Source organism: Paenibacillus sp. FSL H8-0034 (assembly GCF_038000305.1).
Classification (GTDB): Bacteria; Bacillota; Bacilli; order Paenibacillales; family NBRC-103111; genus Paenibacillus_S.
This window is the reverse complement of sequence record NZ_JBBOBS010000001.1, coordinates 4,140,320-4,160,463: the sequence shown is the minus strand read 5'-3', so window position 1 is coordinate 4,160,463 and position 20,144 is coordinate 4,140,320. Positions and strand designations below refer to the sequence as shown.

Sequence of the window (20,144 nt, the reverse complement as noted above, 5' to 3'; positions counted from 1 at the left end):
TTCACCTTATTTTTTCATGTAATTGGCCGCTAATTGGTCACAAGCACATTATCGACCTGCATAGCCATACTACTCGATGTACTATGGGTCACAAATTCGATCGTATCTATAGCCGACACAGCGTTAGTGAAATTCACATTTGATTGCTTTAAAACCCCGTCAAAATAAACATCGGCTTTATCTGTTGCAGGATCCGCTACGAGTTTAATCGTGTACCAGTTGCCTGGTGTTATTGTTTCTACATCCGCGTAGCTCCCGCCATTGCTAACTTGAAGCTTGCCGGCATAAGTTCTGAGTCGGACAGCTACGGTGGAACCGGACGTCAGCTTTGTATAATAAAAGTTCTGCGTTGTACCCACCTTCATTTTAAACTCTGCTGTAACCGGCGTGGCAGATGCCGTAAACGATCGGGTCGCACCTGCCACCAAAGTATTGCTGGTATCTCTGATCCGCATGCTTTTGTCAGTGGAGCTTGGGTCATTCACAATATCCACCACACCACCCGTTTGGTCAAGCGTCCAGCCTGTTGGGGCAGAACCGATAGTCATGGCATTGAAGTTCTCGTTGACAAGTGCGGTATCGAGCTTGACCTTGAAGGTCTTGCCCATGGCTCCAGAAACGTTAACACTCAATTTAATCGTAGGCTGCAATTGTGTAACCGTCACAGCCGGGTCGGCTGATATGACGGAAGCTGCCGCCTTGTTAATCTCTAACTGGACGGTTCCTGTATTGGCTTGTGTGGGATCCGACACCGCAACCTCCAGATCACCACCGCTACCCTCCAACGTCATCACGGAAGCCTTGCCGTTGCTTGTAAGGAATGGCACACCGCCTGCATACACCGTTTTGCTCACACTGTCCCAGAAATTGATGCCTGTCACATGAGCTGAGCTATCTATTACCGCTTGCGCAGTCGATGAGTTTTCCAGGATGGTTATGTCGGGATTACTTGCATAGGTATCTACCTGTGCGGATGTCTTATTGGGGAGGATTACATACGAATAAGAGCCGCCAGAAGGACTGATCCCGTGGTCAAACCATAACGTCAAGAAATTTTTCGTCACCACCGTCGAATCCATGGTTTTGACATAAGTGTTTACACTGGTCCAGGCTCCCGTTCTTGCTTGACGAAGCCCTTTAACCACCGATCCGCCCGGGAAATAGTAACCGATATCCGAGCCAGGTACATTGCCTGATAGATGGATCCGGTTCACGCTGCCCATCGTTTCAGACCAGCCCAAGGTTGAAGATTTGGCCGTACCGTTAACCGTTAGGACATTCGTACTGTCATCCTTGATTTTGCGGTTCTCAACAATCGTTTCAATCGTGCGTCCATCCGTGGAGTTGATTCCTGCACCCAAAGCCACGATTTTATCGGCAAACATAAACCATGATTTCCTGGCTGTCAGCGTGTTTCCATAAGTATCAAGCTCCATGCCTGCTGTCCCATGGGTACCAGCAATAACGGAACCGCCAACCCAATTTTTGCTGCTCAAGTAAGTTTGACCGGATTTGTCCGCTCTCGTTTGGGTATCCACAGTGGTGCCTGGCAGCCTGTATTTATTGACAAGCCCCCAATACTCGTCACTGTAATGGCCCAAATCCTCATTGTACAAATAGGTCATTCCATCAGCCGTATACCAACCTTTCAGGTTTTCATTGTTGACCGTTTCGTAATTGTAGACCCGGCTGGAGGACATACTCAGCGCAAAGCCATAATCGGGACGCCTTTGTACGGTGCGATCCATCGCTGCAAAGTTGCGATAACCAACTGGCTCGCCTCTAAGCACGACAGCGGCATCGCTCATGATGCTTTTGGCCAATACCAGATGATAGATGGAAGCGGCATTGGGATAGTAGGAATAAAACGTATCGGACCCAATCCAATACTTCACCATGCTTTTAAAATTAGCGGCATCCGTTGAAGGCGCAAGCTGCGACATCTGGATGACAGCATCCAAAACACTGGTTGCACTGGCATGGTCATTACCGAAACGTCGCGCTATGCCTCTGCCACGTGACATATCCATAATGGCGCCTTTATACATCAGCGGTTCAAACGAATCGTACACCCATTTGTACGTATTTTGCAGGCCTGAGTTCGTTACTTGCCAGGTGGAGCCGTTAAGTAAATATACAATATCGGCCACATCGCTGAGTAAGCCTGCCCCATAACCTCCAGTGTAAGGAACCTTGAGATGCTGTATAAACGACCCATCGGGATAAAATCCATCGCTAGTCGTTACATAAGCGAATACATTCGTTAGGCCATCTCTGGCATTGGCGATTTTGGTGCTGCTCTTCACGAGGATGCCACGCACAGCAACGATTCTTGATTTATCAACCCGGTTTGCTCCTGTCATATTTACCGTTGGACTGTAAGATTCAACTGCGTCCATATAGGTAGAGATTTGTGTTAAAGTGAGGTTGTCGTAGAGCAGCACAGTAGTGTTATTCAATGAGCGAGGCGATCCGATTTCCCAATCGAACCAGTTGCCGGGCTTGGTACCACCGGGAATATATTTATTGGCTCTCATCCAGTCCAGCCCGCTGATCGTATCGGCCAAAAGGGATGTGTCGTGATACAAGCTTGAGCCATTGCTTGAATAAGCAAGCGCCATAGCGTAAAGCCGCGAATAGGACAGAGACATATTACTGGATATTGTCCTGGCATCCGTCGTAGCACTGTCATCCAGATCGCTCCATAAATATGTTCTTGTAGGAGACATTTCCATGATGCTCCAATAGCCCTGTGCTGTGTTAGTAATATCGGTAATCTTGGCAGCCACATCGGGATCGGATGTGGAATAGCTGCCTCCCGTCAAGAATGACTTCCATTTCTCCCGCAAATCATCGTATTGATCTGCCGCTGCAACCGACTGTGTTGAGTACACAAGCCCTAGTTCGAACACTAAGCTAAGCATCAACATATAGATGATTCCCGTACGCAACCGTTTCCACATCCTTATAGCCTCCATCCCATTTATCAAATCGGCCGTACTTCAATCGGAGCCTAATGCGCCTTCTCTGCTCTGCTGACAGACACCTAAAGCCCAAGACCCGTCAGTATAGTGACCATCCGTTCTCCCATCAGCTGGTACCCTTCGGCATTCGGATGCAATTGATCCGGCAAGTAGCTGGCGAATTCTTCACCAAACAGCTCCAGTCCGTCTACATACATCAGATTACTATCTCCGTAAGCCTTCAAAATAGACACCGCTTCCCGGATTTCCTCACGCATTAACATAAGGGTCATACCAACAACATTCTCTGTTGTCTCCCGATAAGAGCAATATATCGGAGAGCATACAACAATAGGAGTAGCAACGTGTTTCTCGCGAATCAGCTCAATTAAGCCGATGATAGCAGAGCGGAAGGTTTTAATATTGAGCGTATTGCTCATCACATTGATCCCGAGACATAAGGAAATGATATCGGCGGGCAGCTCCCTGATCATTCTCCCTACCATCGGCTCCATATGGCATTGTCCCCCATAGCCGAGGCAGGTAAGATCCCAACCCTTGCTTCGAGCCACTATAGCCGGCCAGGTTAGGGAAGGGCTTGCAGCAGCTCCACACTGAGTGATGGAGCTACCATAAGTGATCCACCTGAGACGATCATTGCGGTGTGGGGCAATACCTGATGCTTCGTCAACGTATAGCGCTCTCAATATAACGGCTGACTTTTGCGGTAAATAAATCTCGAACCGCTCACCAGCGGGCGGATGGAACACACAACGCTCGGCTCCTGCCTGCAGCGTGAAGGTTTGTACCAGCCTGTCGTCAACAACCAGATCGAATTGCCGGTCCATTTCAGCAGGAACCACCTCCAGTTCGACAGAGTCGATTGTAGATGCAGTTGCTCCTGTTTTTGTACCTGTCCCAGCCTTCTCTCCGAAATTCCCTGTAAAGGCTATGCGCACTCCAGCCGACTCTCCCGATTTATCAACCAAACCTTCTCTGAACAATTGAAGCTTGTTGTGGGGCAGCCTCCACGGACGAATGCTTTGCCCGATAGTTTCCAAGGAAACCGCACCATGAATCCACTCGTTTGTTATCGGTACTGATAGCATGTTCTCTCTCCCTTATCGGTAATGTCTGATAAAATAGGTATCCAAGATGATTATTCCTCAGTATCTGGATACAGCTTCAACGCCAACCGGCGAAAATTCCGGACGCGATGGAAAGTAGCATGATCGGCATCATGATGATCCGGCGCATTGACGCTCGACCGGGAAATGATTGCCAGATCATCCCCATCAACGACGGGCTTTGCATACATGAATGACTGCCCAAGCTTGCCCGCTTGCGCCACGCAACCAGCCTGAAACCAGTTTAGGCCGTCCAGGCCATAGAAAAGCATAAGAAATCGCCGATCATCGCCACCCCTTCTCTTGTGAGCTCCTATCTGTTGGTTACGTGTATTGTCTGTTTCCCACCAATCGTAAACCTCCTGGCTATCAACGACCAGATTAGCCGTAGCCCAGAACATCCGGGAAACCTCATCCCAGATCACACAAAACTTAAGCTGACCGCCGGGCATTGGCGAGTACTGTACGAACTTCAGATCAAGCTTTTCCCCATCGTCGTTCAAGTCCAATACCGCACACAAGCTGGCTGTAGTTTGGCGTGCCGGCTTGACGGTAGCCAGCACACGCAGCCTTCCATTCACATCGATTACGTTAGGCTCCAGATATTGGCTGGGCAGCCCGGCGAATTGCGGGCTAAGCATAGTCTCGGTCATTCCAGGAAAAGGAACCGTATTCGACATCCGCCAGGCTGTTGGCTCCATCGGATCGCCCGAAAGATCGCCGGAAACAACCTTGGGTCCACGTTTGGTGCCAAAGACGAGGTCATCGACTGCCCAATAAATGCGTTGTTCACGGATGACCATACCTGTGTGACAATTCCAAAAATGACCCTTGAACAAGGTAGTAGGCTCAGACCATGTAGTACCGCTGTCATCACTACATAATAACAGTAGATCATCATTACGGTATTCAGTCCCGCCTTTATTGACGAATAAATAAAGCTTTGCCTGATAGACCCACGGGCATGCCGAGTAATAAGGCAGTTGGGAAACCGGCTGCCAGGTTATGCCTCCGTCATTGCTCCGAAGAATATGCGTCAAGCTCTGAGTCACCCGCCGCTCGATGCTCCAATCCCGGCGAGGCACAATAGGAACCACAGCCACCAGGTCACCGTTGTCCATTCGCACCAAACCGCTCCCCTCAACATATCGCTCCCGATCAGGATTATGGATAACGATTGAATAGTCTGTGGTTAACGGTGCTGCACTGCTTGTATCCTTTGTCATGAATGGATCGACCTCCCCTTGTTAACTATGCTTGTTATCTATGAATAAGCTCAAGGAAGAAGCTGCTCTTCCCTGATGACATAAGACCGGACTAGTGGATAGGTATCGGTTGGAGACGGCCTTGTATAATCCAAGATCACAATCGACTGATCCTCCGTCTGCGTCCATTGCGCATAGCCATTGTCTCCTCCAAAGGTGCTGTAGGAAGGGTCCAGCTTAACGAACCGGTCGCGCCTGAACTGATCCGGATAACCGTGCATTGCATCCCACTGCCACTCTACCGAGTAGTCATCGGGATTATCTACCTTTAATTGGAACGAACGCCAATGGCTTACCGACTCGTTACCCGAGATGTGCGGTTCAAAGTGAGCGTTCCCAAAGCTGACGGCACGTGTAGAAACTCCGTGAGTATTTGCCTGCAGCTTCAATTCTCCGTCAACGTAGATCGTCAGCTCTTCTCCTTCTCTGATGATCCGGTAGTGATGCCATTCCTCCGTGATGCAATCAAAGCCTTCCTCGGGGCGGTCAGCCAGACAAATACGACTCGGCATAAACCGAATACGGCAGCCTGCACTTATGCTGCAGCCATTTACATCAGCAGCCTCAAGCCTAAGCTCCGTTTCAACCTCCACTCTCGAGGTACCATGTTGTGCAGGATATAAAATAAACTGTACCGCATGCTCACGGCCTTCCTGGGTACGAATCGTCATGACGTCTTGCTCCAGCATACAATCAGCTTCGTCCCAGATGTAGGAGTTCGGCTGGTACGCAAACTTTTCATTCGGATCAAATACAAATGCGTATGTGGCATTCGTACCCGGCCGATTTCGGAATACTACAAGCGCTTTGCCCGATTCCAGTATGCCCAGTGTGGGACGATGTCCATAAAAAGGAGCCAGTACCCCATGATCCCAGGTAACACCATAATCCTCGCTGCGCAGCAATCGGCTTGGTTGCCCATATCGGCCTATACAATCGCAGCAACGGGTGACTGCCAGCAAGCTGCCTGGCGCTATCTCGGCGAAGCCTGCCTCTGCATCCGAGTACAACGAATTATCGGCCAGTAACGAGGTACGGGTCCAGGTTGCACCTCGATCATCCGAGAATACAGCTACCGCTTGATAATAGACCTTCATGCCGGTAATAGTTCCGTATTTCTCTTTATTATCGAGATCATTGTATACGGCTTGGTTGAATGGAAAGTGTTCGTCCGTATAGGCCACTTCTGTACGGGTGAACATGAGGCTGCCATTGGAAAGCTCATGGATATACTCAGGCTCTCCCCCAACATCATCAATCGGGTACGGCCCCTCCCAGGTTCTGCCGCCATCATGGCTCCAGAACAATTCGTTGACCATTTCTTTATGAAGCACCCACGTGGATAATTTATAAAATTGACCGTTAGGGGTTCTTTTACCCTTATCACAGATCAGCACGATCCTGCCATCCGAGATCGCATTGATTCGTGGTACCACGTAAACACAACCCTGGTTATACACATCAGCATGGGCTATAGCCTTATGATCTTTCCAGGTCAGGCCTCCGTCTTCAGAGCGTGCGACCATAATATCCGTTGTTCTTTTTTTATGGGTATCCGAACGGATGTATGAGCAAACCAGACCTCCATCCTTGGCTTTGGCCACTCCAGGGAATGAAATGTATACACCTTCCTCTGAAGCAACCAAATGCTTATTGCTTTCCGGAATTTGTAGCATATGCTTTCTCATATTATCCCCCTTAGGATCAACTATCCGTACGTTTGTATTGCGGCTGAGAAGGTTTTCCCGTGTTTTTTGAACACATACAATAATTAAGAGCTTCTCATAAACAAACAACCAGCTATTTACTCCCCGGTGTGCATATACAGATTCAGTGCTAACCGGCGAAAATCCCGCACACGGTGGAATGTGGCATAATTGGCATCATGCCGATTCGGTGCATCGACACTCGTGCGCGATATGATCGCAAGGTCATCGCCATCAATGACTGGCTTCGCATACATGAAGGACTCCGCCATGTTGCTCGCCTGTGCGATGCAGCCAGCCTGGAACCAATTCAGGCCATCCAGGCCATAATACAGCATCAGAAAACGTCTATCATCTCCACCCGGTGTATAGGCATAAATAGGATCTTCCTTGCCAGTCGTATCCTGCAAATCCAGCATCCGCTGGCTGTCAACAGCCATATTAGCCGTAGCCCAAAACATTCTGGAAGCAGCATCCCAAATTACACAAAATTTGAGCTGCCCTCCAGGCATGAAAGCGTACTGGGTGAACGCAGCTGAAAGCTTGTTGCCCTCATCGCTGACATCCAGAACCGCACACACATTCGCCGTGGATTGCTTCCTTAGCTTGACTGTTACCAGCATGCGTATTTGTCCGTTTACATCAATCACATTAGGCTCCAAATAATGATCGTAGGGCTCCTCAAAGCGGACATTGACCAAGGCTTCCGTATTGCCGGGAAAGGGAACAGGATTGGACATCCGCCACGACGCAGGGTCCATAGGATCGCGCGTAAGATCTCCTGACACGACGCGCGGAGCACGTCCGGCACCAAGCGGAATATCATGCGGATTATTGTAAGCCACGTCTGTTAGACCAAGATCGTCAACCGCCCAATAAAGACGGTTCTCACGGATAACCATACCCGTGTGACAGTTCCAGAAATGCCCGACGAACAAGGTAACAGGATCTGACCAGTTAACACCGTCATCCTCACTGCGCAGTAACAGCAGGTTGTCATTGCGGTACGCCTCACCGCCTTTATTGGCAAACAAGTAGACAGCTCCATCATGTACCCAGGGAATCCCCGAATAATAGGGCAGCTCGGCGAGCTTGCTCCAGGTAGAGCCGCCATCCCCACTTTTCAGGATGTGCGTCCTGCTCTGTGTGACCCGCCGTTCCTGACTCCACACTTGACGCGGGACAACAGGCACTGCCGCCACTAGGTCTCCATGCTCCAGTCGTACCAGGCCGCAGCCCTCGACGTACTGCTCAGGATCAGGATTATGAAAGATGACTTTATAATCCTGAGCCAGAGGTGCCGCTATATCGATATGCTTATTCATCCTGCAGTTCTCCTCCAATATCCATGAATTGCCCAGCCATACCTATAAGCTGGCATTACCCTTTCCGTTTGCAGCCAGCTCATTGCTGTAATGCTCCAAAATTCGCTCGGCGTAACGCTGCCCGAGCAGCTTTTGGCTGGCATTGTCCATATGGGTACCATCCCCGATCGAAGCCGTCCCTTCATTCGAAACCCAATTGGAATAAGGAATAAACTCCGTTACGGTTGTCAACGTTTGATTAAATATGGCGTTTTTGGTATGTAGAAGTTGACCAATAATGCAAGGCAGCTGAGGCGCCTGAAAATCATTTCTCAAGTCGGTAATAAGCCGATATAAGTTGCTCAGATAAGACTCAGGTTCATTCTGGTCCCGCTCTCCCTGATGCCATAATATACCTTTTATAGTGCCGCTTTTCATCGCTTCGCGGGTTCTTCTAACGGCCTCCTCGTATAGACCTGTTCCCGCTCCCTTTTGCCATTCAGCCAGCCCGGTTCCGCCTCTTGCGTTCGAGATAATCCCAACCTCGATGCCGGGAACATGATCCGTAATCACCTGGGCAAAGGTGCTTGCCATACTATATCCGTTAATTTTGGTGCTTACCTCAACAGAGGCATACCTGTTCAAGCCCTGAATCATCGTAATTTGGGGCAGATTGTCAACCAGGCCATTCTCCGCTTTTTCCCATTCATGCCTACCGTTGAATACATAGGCTCTGTTGATCGCAACCATGTCAGCACTTTCGATGCTTGCCCTGCTCGACATATTGGACTGCCCAATAAATAAATACAGATGAAAGCTTTCCTTGGATGCCTTTACAGCCTGAGGTTTGCCTCCATACAGTCCCAAATGCTCAATCATATGCGCCTTTACAGATTCTAGATTATATACTTGTATTTGACAAATCGGACAAGCTTCCGCTTCATCAATAGCAGGCTCTGTAAGGACACGAATATAACGGGTGGAAAGATTATCCACAGTAATCGCTATGGTTCTCCCCCCCTTGACCAAGTCGGCTGATGCAGCTTTATAGATGTCCACCCAGCTTACCTGATCATCGGAAATTTGCACGGTTAAGTGGAGGGCGTGCTCTGGATATTCTGTAAGCACAAGCTTATTAAAAAACTCATGCTTACCCAGATCCCATAGTTGAACGCCTGCATCACCAGAAGTAACCATTTTACCCAAAGCCAAGTCATTGCCCATGATAACACCTCTCTTGTACGGTTGACTGCTGTCACGGATTGTCCTTCAACACCCAACCGAGCTTAAGGATTTAACGATTTATACCAATCGCGGGCACGCTTCGTTACCTCCGTACCGCCGCTCTTGTTCCATTTGTCGACAAACTCGTCAAATTTGCTGATTGGCCATTCTCCGATAATAATCTTGCTCATATATTCCTGGTACATCGTATGGTTCTTCAAATCGGAGAAGCCATCATATATCGAGGCTGGCATTCCGTCTCCAGCAATGGCTTTGCCATAACGCTGCATATCCAAAACCAGCTTATCGCGTTGCTCGAGAATATTTTTCTTCTCGGGTGTGTCAGCAGCAGCAAGCTCAACTTCGCCCTGCTTCTTCATTTCATCCATACCATTGATAAAGCTTGTCAGGATTTTAAGATCCTGCTTAGCCGGATCAACCGGAAGCAGCGTTGGCTTTCCGTCCTTCATCGTATAGTGCATGCCTTCTACACCAAGCAGAACCTTCTCCGCATTGGCCGGATCAGATGTCCAGTCCAGCAGCTTCAGGGCATTAATCGTGGTTTGTTCATTCTTATTGGCAATCACATATTGGGGACGGCTGATTTGCAGCTTTGTAATGTATCCTTCATAGCCTTCTACCTTAGGCACGCCTAATGCGACCAGCTTTACATCTTTATTAACCTTGATGATGTTCTCCAGGCGAGCGCTTGCCGTGTAATTAATGTGAAACCAGCTACCTACTTTATCGTTATATATTTTGGCAAGCCAATCGTCATTTTTGTTCAAAAAGGTATTCTGATCCAGAAGCTTCTCTTTATACAAGTCCCTGACAAATTCTAGCGCCGCTTTCATGTTCGGAGTAACTGCCGAATAAGTCAGCTTACCGTCATAAATATCCCAATTCGGGATTCCCTCCAGCATCGCCACACCATACATGGCGAACAAATGATCCATCCAACGTCCCTGCTCCCGTCCGGAGACCGGTATTTCGTCGTTGGGGTCGCCGTTCCCATTCGCATCCTTATCACGGAATGCCCTCAGCACGGCTACATATTCATCCTTTGTCGTAGGCACCTTCATGCCTACCCGATCCAGCCAGTCCTGGCGTATGAAGGAGCCATAATGGGTGTAGGTCTGCGCATAAGGAACATAATAAATCCGTCCTTTACCGGAAGTATCCGCTGAACGGACGACATCCCAGACCTCCTTGGGAATGCGCTTCCAAACATTGGGTGCATATTTCGGCAGCATGTCGGTTAAGTCAGCAAGCGCTCCTTGCTTCATAAGCGAGGCTTCATTCCCTTGCCATGGCAAAAACATGTCCGGCAATTCGCCGCTGGCAATTCGTGTATTCAGCTTCTGTACATAGGCGCTTCCGCCATTCCATGGAACAGGTGGCGCAAAGATCCCGATTCCTGTTTCCTTCTGAATAAACTTGGAGTAGGCACCATCCTTTTCTATCGCGTTGCTATTTTCCATATTTCTCCAAACCTCAAGATAAGCCATTTCCTTGGGCTTCGCTGCCGCTTCTGCTCCCGGTGCTGCGGGGGTACTTGGATTTGCACCTACACATCCTGCTAGCAACGTTACAGCAATTCCAGAACTCAAAAGCACTTGTGGCATTTTCCCCATTTTTCTATCTGTTGCTTTCATCGAATAACTTCCTCCCTAAATGTATGTTGTGTTTGAAATCCACCGTGGAAAGCGCCAAGCCGGCTTTATTTGACAGAGCCTAAGGTAGCTCCCTTGACGAAATATTTTTGCAGGAAAGGATAGATGGCAATGATCGGGACTGTAGCAAATATGATGGTAGCGGCTTTAAGCGTAGCATTGTTATAAGGAGCGTTACCCTGTAAGCTGGCTTCAAACTCAGAGTCCGCATTGATCATATATTCCCTTACGCGCAGCTGCAGCGGATACAGGTTCTGGTTGTCAATGAATAGCAATGGATTCATAAACTGGTTCCAGAGCACGACAGCATAGAAGATGCCAAGCGTGGCAAGCACTGCCTTGGAAAGCGGAAGTATTAAGCGGAATAGCACCTGAAAATAACCGCAGCCTTCCATCTGTGCGGCTTCCTCCAGTTCCTTGGGCAGCTCACGGAAAAAGGTACGCATTATGATTAAATTATAAGCTGATATTAAATACGGAATAATAAGCACCCAAAAATTATCATAAAGCCCAAGTCCTCTGACCGTCAGAAAAAAAGGAATAATCGGATAACGAAACACCATTGTAAAAACGACCATAATCGCGAGAAAACGGGCCGGCTTGAATTCCGACTTGGACATGGGATAAGCCATGAGTGCCGTCATTAGCAAGCACATCACTGTTCCTATTACCATAACCACTACATTCAAAGCAAAGGATCGCCACAAGGCTCCTCGCTCAATAACCCGTGCCCATGAGGCGGAAGTGAACTCTACAGGCCATATGAATACATGTCCTGTATCTACAGCATAGGTCGAGCTGAACGATGTAGCCAACACCTTAAGCAGCGGCACCAGCATCATAAAACCGAATAACCCCAGTAACGCGATATTGGAGTAACGGAACACGGCTTCTCCTTTGGATTCCTTGATAGCTGCCATTAGAATAACCCTCCGTCCTTCTGCAGTGTCTTCGCCAATTTATTAAAGGTTACAACCAACACGAGACCAATAACCGATTGAAACATACCAATTGCCGTTGTAGAGCTGTACTGTGCTTCGATAATACCAACACGATACACATAGGTATCAATAACATCCCCGACAGAGAATGTCATCGGTGTTAATAAGCTATAAATTTGATCGAAGCTTAAATCAAGGAAATTGCCGATCTGCAGCAGGAACAGCACTAATATGGTTGGCAGGATCAATGGAAGTGTTACGCTGAATATTTGCCTAATTCTTCCAGCTCCGTCTATTACAGCCGATTCATATACCTCAGGGTTAATGCCTGCAATAGCAGCAAGCAGTACAATAGTTCCCCACCCGGCATCTCTCCAAATACTGGTAAATATCAATATACCTCGAAAATATTTCTCCTCCTGCAGGAAAAGGATCGATTCCAGCCCCAACCAGGCACGAATGGAATTGACAATACCTGTGTTGGAGAGCACATCGAAGGTGATCCCGGCAATAATGATCCACGAGAAAAAGTGGGGCAAGTAATAAATCGTTTGCAGCGTCCGTTTGTACACCATATTCCTCAGCTCATTAAACAAAAGCGCCAGCACGATCGGGAACGGAAACACAAATATGAGGCTGTAGGTTCCGATAATAATCGTATTCACAAATACTCTCCGAAAATCCGGATATTCAAAGAATGCCTGAAAATGCTTCAGCCCTACAAAGGGGCTGGCGGCTATTCCCTTGAAGATCATATAATCCTGGAAAGCGATTACAGAACCGGCTAGCGGGACATATTTGAATACGATAAAAAAAATGAATCCCGGCAAAGCCATCACATAAAGGGCCCAGTACTTTCTGAAATTATGGAGCATTCCTTTCTTGGCTGCCGTGCTAGTCATTATGCGCGCAACTTTTTGCGGTTGGGCGACCTTTAACATGTAATCCCTGCTTTCTGCTATGTGTTTGTGATTGCATTTTCATTATACATTCAGCGATGATTTCACAGCGATGAGACATCTTTAACATTTTGGGTGGACATTCTTCACATATTGGTGCTTTAAACGAACAATGCCTTGCAGGAATTTATAGGCTCCACTATAATCAAGGAATCATTCAAATGAAGCATGAAATTAATATTTGGAAGCGCTCGCAACTTTGCTAATGGAGGATTTCCGCATGCCGCATCTTTTAAAGAAGCAAGCCAATAACCGACGCTACCGCTTTTTCACGAAACTGTTCATAAGCTATTTGCTGATGTGTACTGTACCAGCCTTGATTATTACGAATGTCTTTTATAGTAAAGCCAAGGAACAGATCGTTAACACCTCCACGCAGTTCATACAAATGCTCGCTGTACAGTTGGCTACCTCCTTGGACACTTATATCGCGCAAGTGAACAATTCCTCTTTGACCATATACAGCGATTATGAGCTGATTGATTATTTGGGCAAGGAAACGATGTATTCCTCAGCTGATCGTATTAAGTATAATTTTCTCCTAAACAGACAGCTCTCTACCCTCATGACCCAGCTGCCGAATCTACAGGGGGTATCGGTCATCACAGAATCGGGGATCATTAATAATATTGGGCTTTTCCCGGATATGGCCCATAACCAGCCCTTCTGGGATGAATGGATGAAAAAAATCCGTGATTCCAATGGCCAGCTCGTTATTTTGCCCGCCCATTCCCTAGTATATTTACCTTCGGGAAATACAGAGACCGTATTCTCAGCGGGCAGGCTCATTCAGGATATCGAAGGGCGCCAGGCAGGTATTCTGCTTTTCCAATTAACAACGAACAAACTCGTTATCCATAACGATAATCTAAAAAATGCCTCCTTGCCCTTCAGCAAACGAATCATCATCGAAGTATCCCAGCAGCACCAGTTGATCTATGATTCGGAAGTGGAGCCAGCTTCCTTCATACCCCAGAGCGTGGCTCCGATCCTCCAGGGGGGACAATGGATGCTGGGCTCCGACGATGTCGGCAAACTGAGCGTCACGGTAGCCGTTCCAACTGTAGAGCTTGAGAAGCAAATCGGCTCCTACCGCAATCTTGCCCTGATGATTGCCGCTATAACCGTGTGTGCTATAGCGTTTATTTCGATGCTGCTGAGCTATCAAATCAGCACTCCCATCAACCGGCTCATTCGTAATATGAGGCAGGTAGAGGACGGTCGTTATCAGCCCATTCCCGAGGAGGGCCTGAATATCGAGATCGAAACGCTGACGCGAACCTATAATCTGATGATCCGGAAGATCAAGCATTTGATTGAGGATGTGTATCTGGCACAAATCAAGCAGAACCAGGCGAAATTCCTCGCTCTGCAAAATCAGATTAACCCCCACTGGCTCTACAATACGCTGGAATCCATTCGCATGCAGGCTTATCTCTCCAAAGCACCTGATGTTGCAGATATGATCAAGACATTGGGAAGAATGTTCCAGCTTGCCCTAACCCAGCGTGAGCAAGCGAATCGGATATTGGATGAAATCGAATATATCCAGGTATATTTAAATTTACAAAATATACGCTTCGATGATCGGTTTCGGCTGACTATTCTGCTTTCTGAGCAGGACATGCAAGCTCCCATCATCAAGCTTACCTTTCAACCCATTATAGAGAATTGTATTGTTCATGGGTTTAACAATCCAGACCGGGAATATGAAATACGCATTGAAGGAGAGTTAACTGAAAAATACGGTGTGATTCGAATTACCGATAACGGAGAAGGGATGGACGAAGATCAGCTAAAGTACGTACGAAGGCAGCTTGGCAATACAGACTGGACAGGTGAATCTACGGAGCATTCCCTTGGCTTGCGGAATATTCAGGAACGGCTGCAGCTGCATTATGGCCATGAATATGGTATGACACTTGACTCTTCACCTGGCGTGGGCACGACCGTGTCGATCCGTTTTCCGATACCAGACCCAAGGAGCCCACAATCCAGCCCGATACACAAGCCGGTTCTGATGTCGAACCCTAACCGGAAACCTATGCCGAATACGATTCCGAAAGGAGAAGATCATGTTTAAAGTCATGCTGGTCGACGATGAGACCAAAATTCTGGAAGGTTTGTCCGTCATGATTGACTGGAACAAATATGGCTTCGAAATCTGTGCCCGCGCACGTAACGGTTCGGAAGCCTTGAAAGCCGCCCGGCTATGGGAGCCGGAGCTAATTGTAACCGACATCCAGATGCCGCAAATGGACGGGTTGGAGCTGATACGACAATGGAAGGCGATCCATACCCTTACCCATTTCATCATTCTCAGCGGATACTCGGAATTCAAATATGCCAAGCAGGCAATGCAGCTTGGAGTCCGCCATTATGTATTGAAGCCTATTGAGGAAACAGGTCTTGAAGCATGCCTGATCGAGGTTGCCCAAGACATTATGTCCCTTCGCGAAGAAGAATCAGAACTTAGTCTGCTCCGCAGGCATTCAGAGGCCTATTTAAAGCTGCAAAGGGAAAACATGCTTCGCGATTGGGTTCACGCTGGCAAGCATGCCGAGGAAATTGTCGCGAACCTGGCCGAATTGGATGTATTATTTCCTTATTCCAACTGCCACAGCATAGCGCTATTGAAGGAAAACCGCGAGCTATGGAGCGAGCTCGATATGGATGCGGCTTGTAAGATTATGGCCGAGACGATACCGATGCCTGCCATTGTATATCCCTTCCGCTTCGAGGAGGGGGAACTCGGCCTTATGTTCAACTTTGCCAGGCGAGGGACAGACGAAGAGGTAAAAGAATGGTCACTGCAATTCCACCAGAAGCTGTCTAAACATTGCGGATCCCCCATTACTCTAGGGATGGGGAGCATCGTAAGAAGCATGCATGATCTGAATGAATCCTACAGAGTAGCACGCGGCTCCCTTGGGGAACCAACTGCACTGGATACTGCTGTGCCCCAGCAGCAGCAGCAGGTTCTCCATCGGCGCAGTATCGTGGACGAAATCAAAGCCTACATCGATCTTCATTATGATGAACAGTTGACCTTGACGAGTATAGCAGAAAGCTTTTTCATTCATGCCCATTATTTAAGCCAGCTTTTTCGAAAAAAGACAGGAGTAACCTTTCTCCACTATCTGACGTATACCCGGATGGAGCATGCCAAACGGCTGCTGCTGACTACGGACCTGAAGGTCTATGAAATTAGCCGTCTGGTTGGCTATGAGGACTCCAAATATTTCAGCAGGATTTTTGAAAGAACGGTGGGCATGAAGCCAAGCGAATTTAAACAGACGTTTACGAAAGAATAAGAGGCAATGCAGCCTTAATGCCACTGTGCAACTTTATCGATCGGCAGTCTAACTGATCCTTGTGCAGTGTTGGCTGCTTTGCCTATTGAGATCAACATAACAGGTATAAAACGATCAGCTTCCAGACCGAAAGCGTCGGCAATCGCGCCTTTATTAAATCCGGCCATGGGGTTTGTCTCGTATCCATGTGCACGGGCAGACAGCATCAGTTGCATGGAAACGAGACCACTGTCGATTAAAACAGATTCCTTCTTCGCTTCGACAGAAAGATTCTGAAAATAGGGCACTGACATTGCCAACTTCTTGTCTTTCACCTCCTGTGGCATGTAGCCGAGTTCTACTGCTTTGCCGTAGATTTCTTCTGCATGGGTCACGATCTGAAGGTCCCCGAATACAGCGATAACAGCCGAAGATGTGTTTATCTGTGAAGCATTAAAAGGAGCGAGCTGCAATAAAGTTGCTTTGGCTTCTGAACTTTCGATGACAAGAAAACGCCACGGTTGCATGTTGAAAGATGACGGGGCGAGCGTAGCTTCCGTAAGAATTTCCCTCATCTCTTCTCTGCTGATTTGTATGCCGGGGTCGTAATTAGCAATCGCTCGGCGTCCGGTAATGATCTCGTTAAAGTCCTTCCTTTTGTTCACATCTTGCATGGATATCCCTCTTTCTTTTCGTTAATTGATATTAGCCGTTTACTCCTCCTAAAAGCTGGTCGAAGATCCAACGTAGAGCATTTCTTTTTGTTGCCACTTCTTCATCAGACCATTTGAAGATACCGTCATCTAACCAGAAGGCCGCCCCTACTAGCAGAAATTCAGCGGCTTCTTCAGGCTGCTTAATAGAGAACTCCCCCGCCTTTACACCCTGCCTAACAATTTCCGCCACGTAAGGAATCAGTGCCTTAATTTCTGCTACTTTCCATTTCTGATGCAAGGTAATGTTACTCGCATCGTGTAGATAGTCTAATACGGTTTGTTCCTGAGGCGTGGGTGCAGCTTCCAAAATGATCTTACTCAGTTTTTCGAACGCGGTCAGTCCAGCATTTTCTGTTGTACTCTTCACATCAGCAAACCGCGACAATAAAGTGCGCTCGCAGGCTGCGTTGACGACTTCTTCTTTTGAATTAAAGTAATAATAAAAAGTTCCTTGGGCAACGCCCATTTTTTTTACAATATCGCTAACAGACGTATGCTCAAACCCCTTGATTTTGAATAGTTCCATCGCAACATCTAAAATTTCATTTCTTCGTACTTCGGGATCCTTTGAGATACGTGGCATGTGTTTTCCTCCATTTTTCACTCCATTTCTAATATTATAATATATTTATTGACTGAGAGGTAGTCAGTAAATTATACTTCATTTTATACACTGACTGACATATAGTCAATAATAAAATGACGGAGTGTGATTTTTTATGAAGCATCAAAAAATTTTGTATGCATTAGGATTCTGTGCAGCCATCGTATCTTTTGCACAAAACCTGTATGTTCCACTCATTCCAGAGATTCAAAAAGAACTGAATACGTCCTTGTATATGGCAAATCTCAGTGTCACCCTTTTCACAGTTGCACTTGCCGTGTTTCAGATTGTTTACGGACCCTTAATTGACCGAAATGGTCGCAAAAAAATCCTCCTGCCCGGAATGATTATTTATCTTTTGGCTACAATCGGATGCAGTTTCTCCTTTTCTATTGAAATGCTGTTAATATTCCGATTGCTGCAAGGCATTGGAGCGGCTGCCGTTCCGCTAGTAGCAGCAACCATGATTGGTGATTTATTTGAAGGAAAGGAACGCGCCGAATCCATGGCGACATATCAGATGATATTGGGAATTGCACCTGCTGTTGGTCCATTAATCGGTGGTGTGGTTGGTAGTGTTGCCGGTTATTCAGGCGCATTTGGTTTTCTGGCTGTCACGGCATTTATTATGTTGCTGGTCGTCATTTTTGTTTTGCCTGAGACTAAGCCTGTCAGCGTACAGAGTAACCGTCTCGATCTGGGGTCATTTGTACGAATCTTCAAAAATAAAACCGGCTCAGCTGTGCTATTTACAGGGTTTGTTTTGTATGATGTGTTTTATACGTTGATCGTATTCCTGCCCGTCGTTCTCAAAGACGGATTCTATTTAACTGCCACACAGATTGGCCTTGCTTCTATGCTGCTTATGGTTTGTAGCCTTATTGGCAGTAAAATCAGTGGGAGATTGCAGGTAAAGATCGGTTCGGCCAAAAGTCTGATCCTGACTTTTTCATTTGTTAGTATCAGCCTAGTTCTGTTCATTATTGCCGCCAAGATGTCCTTGGTTACACTTCTGATTACGCTTGGCCTCATAGGTTTCTTCTGTGGACTAACGATGTCGGCGCTGCCTACGCTATTATCGGCAGAGTTCGTGAAGGAGCGTGCTACTGCCAATGGAGTCTACAATTTGGTACGGTATTTGGGCATGGCAACATCGCCAATGCTGGGAAGTCTGCTTTATTTTTACGGAGGAGTGACATTGCTTATTGGATGTACAGCGATTCTGGTGGGGATGGCAGTTGTTTTTTCCAGTATCCAGCTTGGGCTTATGACAAAGAAAACGGACAGAGCAACCGGGACCCATTAATCCATTTATCGGGAAATTTTCATTAAATTAAGGTATGTCCATTGAATCAAAGGTGCAAAATTAGTTTTCTTTCATATGATGAGATAAAACCTGCAATGAAAGGAACTCATACTTATGGAATATTTTGATATGCTGGCTAAATTAGGTGTTGGCAATGCTCATCCTGGAGGGTTTGCAGCAACTTTAAAGCAATTTGAGACATATCCTTTACCGACTAACTCTCGGGTCCTTGAAGTTGGTTGTGGCACAGGCAGAACATCTTGTTATGTAGCTGCTCAGGGTCATGATGTAACAGGTATAGATATTCGCCCAGATATGATCGCAAAAGCAAAAATACGGGCTGAAAAAGAGAATCTCGCCATTCAATTTATGGAAGGAGACGCAAAGTCACTCCCTTTTCCTAACGAATCATTTGATGTCATTCTTGTTGAATCTGTATCCATATTTACGGATATTGATAAAGCATTATCGGAATATTATAGGGTTTTGCGTACTGGAGGCAAACTTTTTGACAGAGAAATGATGCTACGAAATCCAATGCCTGTGGAAATCAACGAAGAAATTACTAGCTTTTATCACATCGAGAAGCTATGGAACATTCATGATTGGTCAGCATTAGTAAAAGCAATAGGATTTAATCGATCACAGATAGAAGGTCCATTTTTGTTTCCTGAAGTAAGTGAGGATCTTTTTGAGCATCCAGACCCCTATCAACAAATTGATGTTAGTTCATTTCTTGACATTCAAATTTGGGAAGCAACAAGTAAGTACAACGATATCATGGACAAATTTCGAGACTACATCGGATTTATTCTCATTATTGGAACTAAATAAATGAAAAGAAAGAACAGTTGCCCAGAAATGTGAATTAGGCTCTTGTTCTTTCTTTATTCTCATTTTTCTATTAAATAAAGAAACCAACCGACAACACGATCACCAACAAAATGTAAAGAACCAAAATTTCCGCAGTCGAAGTAAATCTGTTTCCAATACCGACACAACTCATCGATTATCCCTCCTTTTGGCTTTCTATGTAATGATATGCACTGTCCGTCCTGAAAGT

Annotated in this window: 16 protein-coding genes; 4 read left to right on the top strand and 12 right to left on the bottom strand. The window is 46.8% G+C overall.

Annotation, left to right across the window (positions count from 1 at the left end; all coding sequences use genetic code 11):
- Positions 1–29 precede the first annotated feature (29 nt).
- From NST47_RS18860 to NST47_RS18820, 9 genes are all read right to left on the bottom strand, one after another.
- Entirely contained in the window at positions 30–2,963 is a 2,934-nt protein-coding gene (locus NST47_RS18860) for a polysaccharide lyase 8 family protein (RefSeq protein ID WP_341156482.1), read from the bottom strand.
- An 83-nt stretch (positions 2,964–3,046) separates the two neighbouring features.
- The gene (locus NST47_RS18855; protein ID WP_341156481.1) at positions 3,047–4,072 is read right to left on the bottom strand and encodes an SGNH/GDSL hydrolase family protein; all 1,026 of its coding nucleotides are present in this window, start codon (positions 4,070–4,072) and stop codon (positions 3,047–3,049) included.
- Positions 4,073–4,122: 50 nt separating this feature from the next.
- On the bottom strand, positions 4,123–5,316 hold the full coding sequence (locus NST47_RS18850; RefSeq protein WP_341156480.1) for a hypothetical protein: 1,194 nt from the start codon (positions 5,314–5,316) through the stop codon (positions 4,123–4,125).
- Between the two features lie 50 nt (positions 5,317–5,366).
- Positions 5,367–7,043 (bottom strand): sialidase family protein, encoded by a 1,677-nt coding sequence (locus tag NST47_RS18845; RefSeq protein ID WP_341156479.1) that lies wholly within the window; start codon positions 7,041–7,043, stop codon positions 5,367–5,369.
- A gap of 116 nt (positions 7,044–7,159) precedes the next feature.
- A complete protein-coding gene (locus NST47_RS18840; RefSeq protein WP_341156478.1) occupies positions 7,160–8,386 on the bottom strand; it encodes a hypothetical protein in 1,227 nt (408 codons plus the stop codon).
- 42 nt (positions 8,387–8,428) lie between these two features.
- Positions 8,429–9,589: a sialate O-acetylesterase gene (locus tag NST47_RS18835; protein ID WP_341156477.1), complete on the bottom strand. Its 1,161-nt coding sequence runs from the start codon at positions 9,587–9,589 to the stop codon at positions 8,429–8,431.
- Between the two features lie 62 nt (positions 9,590–9,651).
- Positions 9,652–11,244, bottom strand: coding sequence for an extracellular solute-binding protein (locus NST47_RS18830; RefSeq protein WP_341156476.1), 1,593 nt, complete (start codon positions 11,242–11,244; stop codon positions 9,652–9,654).
- Positions 11,245–11,309: 65 nt separating this feature from the next.
- Positions 11,310–12,182, bottom strand: a complete 873-nt coding sequence (locus NST47_RS18825; RefSeq protein WP_341156475.1) for a carbohydrate ABC transporter permease — start codon at positions 12,180–12,182, stop codon at positions 11,310–11,312.
- Positions 12,182–13,144, bottom strand: a complete 963-nt coding sequence (locus NST47_RS18820; RefSeq protein ID WP_341156474.1) for an ABC transporter permease — start codon at positions 13,142–13,144, stop codon at positions 12,182–12,184. Before NST47_RS18820 ends, NST47_RS18825 begins: the two co-directional genes overlap by 1 nt.
- Before the next feature lie 238 nt (positions 13,145–13,382).
- On the opposite strand from NST47_RS18820, the gene NST47_RS18815 reads away from it, so the two are divergent.
- Both NST47_RS18815 and NST47_RS18810 read left to right on the top strand, forming a co-directional pair.
- On the top strand, positions 13,383–15,245 hold the full coding sequence (locus NST47_RS18815) for a sensor histidine kinase (RefSeq protein WP_341156473.1): 1,863 nt from the start codon (positions 13,383–13,385) through the stop codon (positions 15,243–15,245).
- The gene (locus NST47_RS18810; protein WP_341156472.1) at positions 15,238–16,476 is read left to right on the top strand and encodes a response regulator transcription factor; all 1,239 of its coding nucleotides are present in this window, start codon (positions 15,238–15,240) and stop codon (positions 16,474–16,476) included. The genes NST47_RS18815 and NST47_RS18810 overlap by 8 nt, the downstream gene beginning before the upstream one ends.
- A 14-nt stretch (positions 16,477–16,490) precedes the next feature.
- Here the strand turns inward: NST47_RS18810 and NST47_RS18805 are convergent, their stop codons facing one another.
- Together NST47_RS18805 and NST47_RS18800 are read right to left on the bottom strand one after the other, a co-directional pair.
- Positions 16,491–17,129 carry a nitroreductase family protein gene (locus NST47_RS18805; protein WP_341156471.1) on the bottom strand — a complete coding sequence of 213 codons (639 nt, stop codon included), beginning with the start codon at positions 17,127–17,129 and terminating at the stop codon, positions 16,491–16,493.
- 31 nt (positions 17,130–17,160) lie between these two features.
- On the bottom strand, positions 17,161–17,754 hold the full coding sequence (locus tag NST47_RS18800) for a TetR/AcrR family transcriptional regulator (RefSeq protein ID WP_341156470.1): 594 nt from the start codon (positions 17,752–17,754) through the stop codon (positions 17,161–17,163).
- A 136-nt stretch (positions 17,755–17,890) separates the two neighbouring features.
- Between NST47_RS18800 and NST47_RS18795 the strand changes: the two genes are divergently transcribed.
- Together NST47_RS18795 and NST47_RS18790 are read left to right on the top strand one after the other, a co-directional pair.
- Positions 17,891–19,081: an MFS transporter gene (locus NST47_RS18795; protein ID WP_341156469.1), complete on the top strand. Its 1,191-nt coding sequence runs from the start codon at positions 17,891–17,893 to the stop codon at positions 19,079–19,081.
- Between the two features lie 114 nt (positions 19,082–19,195).
- The gene (locus NST47_RS18790) at positions 19,196–19,915 is read left to right on the top strand and encodes a class I SAM-dependent methyltransferase (RefSeq protein WP_341156468.1); all 720 of its coding nucleotides are present in this window, start codon (positions 19,196–19,198) and stop codon (positions 19,913–19,915) included.
- Between the two features lie 70 nt (positions 19,916–19,985).
- Here the strand turns inward: NST47_RS18790 and NST47_RS18785 are convergent, their stop codons facing one another.
- On the bottom strand, positions 19,986–20,087 hold the full coding sequence (locus NST47_RS18785; protein ID WP_341156467.1) for a YjcZ family sporulation protein: 102 nt from the start codon (positions 20,085–20,087) through the stop codon (positions 19,986–19,988).
- Positions 20,088–20,144 lie beyond the last annotated feature (57 nt).

What these genes read in the sequence shown, in the direction of transcription:
- NST47_RS18785 (WP_341156467.1), bottom strand. Translation starts at nt 20,087, where the DNA reads ATGAGTTGTGTCGGTATTGGAAACAGATTTACTTCGACTGCGGAAATT.
- NST47_RS18835 (WP_341156477.1), bottom strand. Translation starts at nt 9,589, where the DNA reads ATGGGCAATGACTTGGCTTTGGGTAAAATGGTTACTTCTGGTGATGCA.
- NST47_RS18855 (WP_341156481.1), bottom strand. Translation starts at nt 4,072, where the DNA reads ATGCTATCAGTACCGATAACAAACGAGTGGATTCATGGTGCGGTTTCC.
- NST47_RS18825 (WP_341156475.1), bottom strand. Translation starts at nt 12,182, where the DNA reads ATGGCAGCTATCAAGGAATCCAAAGGAGAAGCCGTGTTCCGTTACTCC.
- NST47_RS18860 (WP_341156482.1), bottom strand. Translation starts at nt 2,963, where the DNA reads ATGTGGAAACGGTTGCGTACGGGAATCATCTATATGTTGATGCTTAGC.
- NST47_RS18845 (WP_341156479.1), bottom strand. Translation starts at nt 7,043, where the DNA reads ATGAGAAAGCATATGCTACAAATTCCGGAAAGCAATAAGCATTTGGTT.
- NST47_RS18850 (WP_341156480.1), bottom strand. Translation starts at nt 5,316, where the DNA reads ATGACAAAGGATACAAGCAGTGCAGCACCGTTAACCACAGACTATTCA.
- NST47_RS18800 (WP_341156470.1), bottom strand. Translation starts at nt 17,754, where the DNA reads ATGCCACGTATCTCAAAGGATCCCGAAGTACGAAGAAATGAAATTTTA.
- NST47_RS18795 (WP_341156469.1), top strand. Translation starts at nt 17,891, where the DNA reads ATGAAGCATCAAAAAATTTTGTATGCATTAGGATTCTGTGCAGCCATC.
- NST47_RS18820 (WP_341156474.1), bottom strand. Translation starts at nt 13,144, where the DNA reads ATGTTAAAGGTCGCCCAACCGCAAAAAGTTGCGCGCATAATGACTAGC.
- NST47_RS18815 (WP_341156473.1), top strand. Translation starts at nt 13,383, where the DNA reads ATGCCGCATCTTTTAAAGAAGCAAGCCAATAACCGACGCTACCGCTTT.
- NST47_RS18790 (WP_341156468.1), top strand. Translation starts at nt 19,196, where the DNA reads ATGGAATATTTTGATATGCTGGCTAAATTAGGTGTTGGCAATGCTCAT.
- NST47_RS18810 (WP_341156472.1), top strand. Translation starts at nt 15,238, where the DNA reads ATGTTTAAAGTCATGCTGGTCGACGATGAGACCAAAATTCTGGAAGGT.
- NST47_RS18805 (WP_341156471.1), bottom strand. Translation starts at nt 17,129, where the DNA reads ATGCAAGATGTGAACAAAAGGAAGGACTTTAACGAGATCATTACCGGA.
- NST47_RS18830 (WP_341156476.1), bottom strand. Translation starts at nt 11,244, where the DNA reads ATGAAAGCAACAGATAGAAAAATGGGGAAAATGCCACAAGTGCTTTTG.
- NST47_RS18840 (WP_341156478.1), bottom strand. Translation starts at nt 8,386, where the DNA reads ATGAATAAGCATATCGATATAGCGGCACCTCTGGCTCAGGATTATAAA.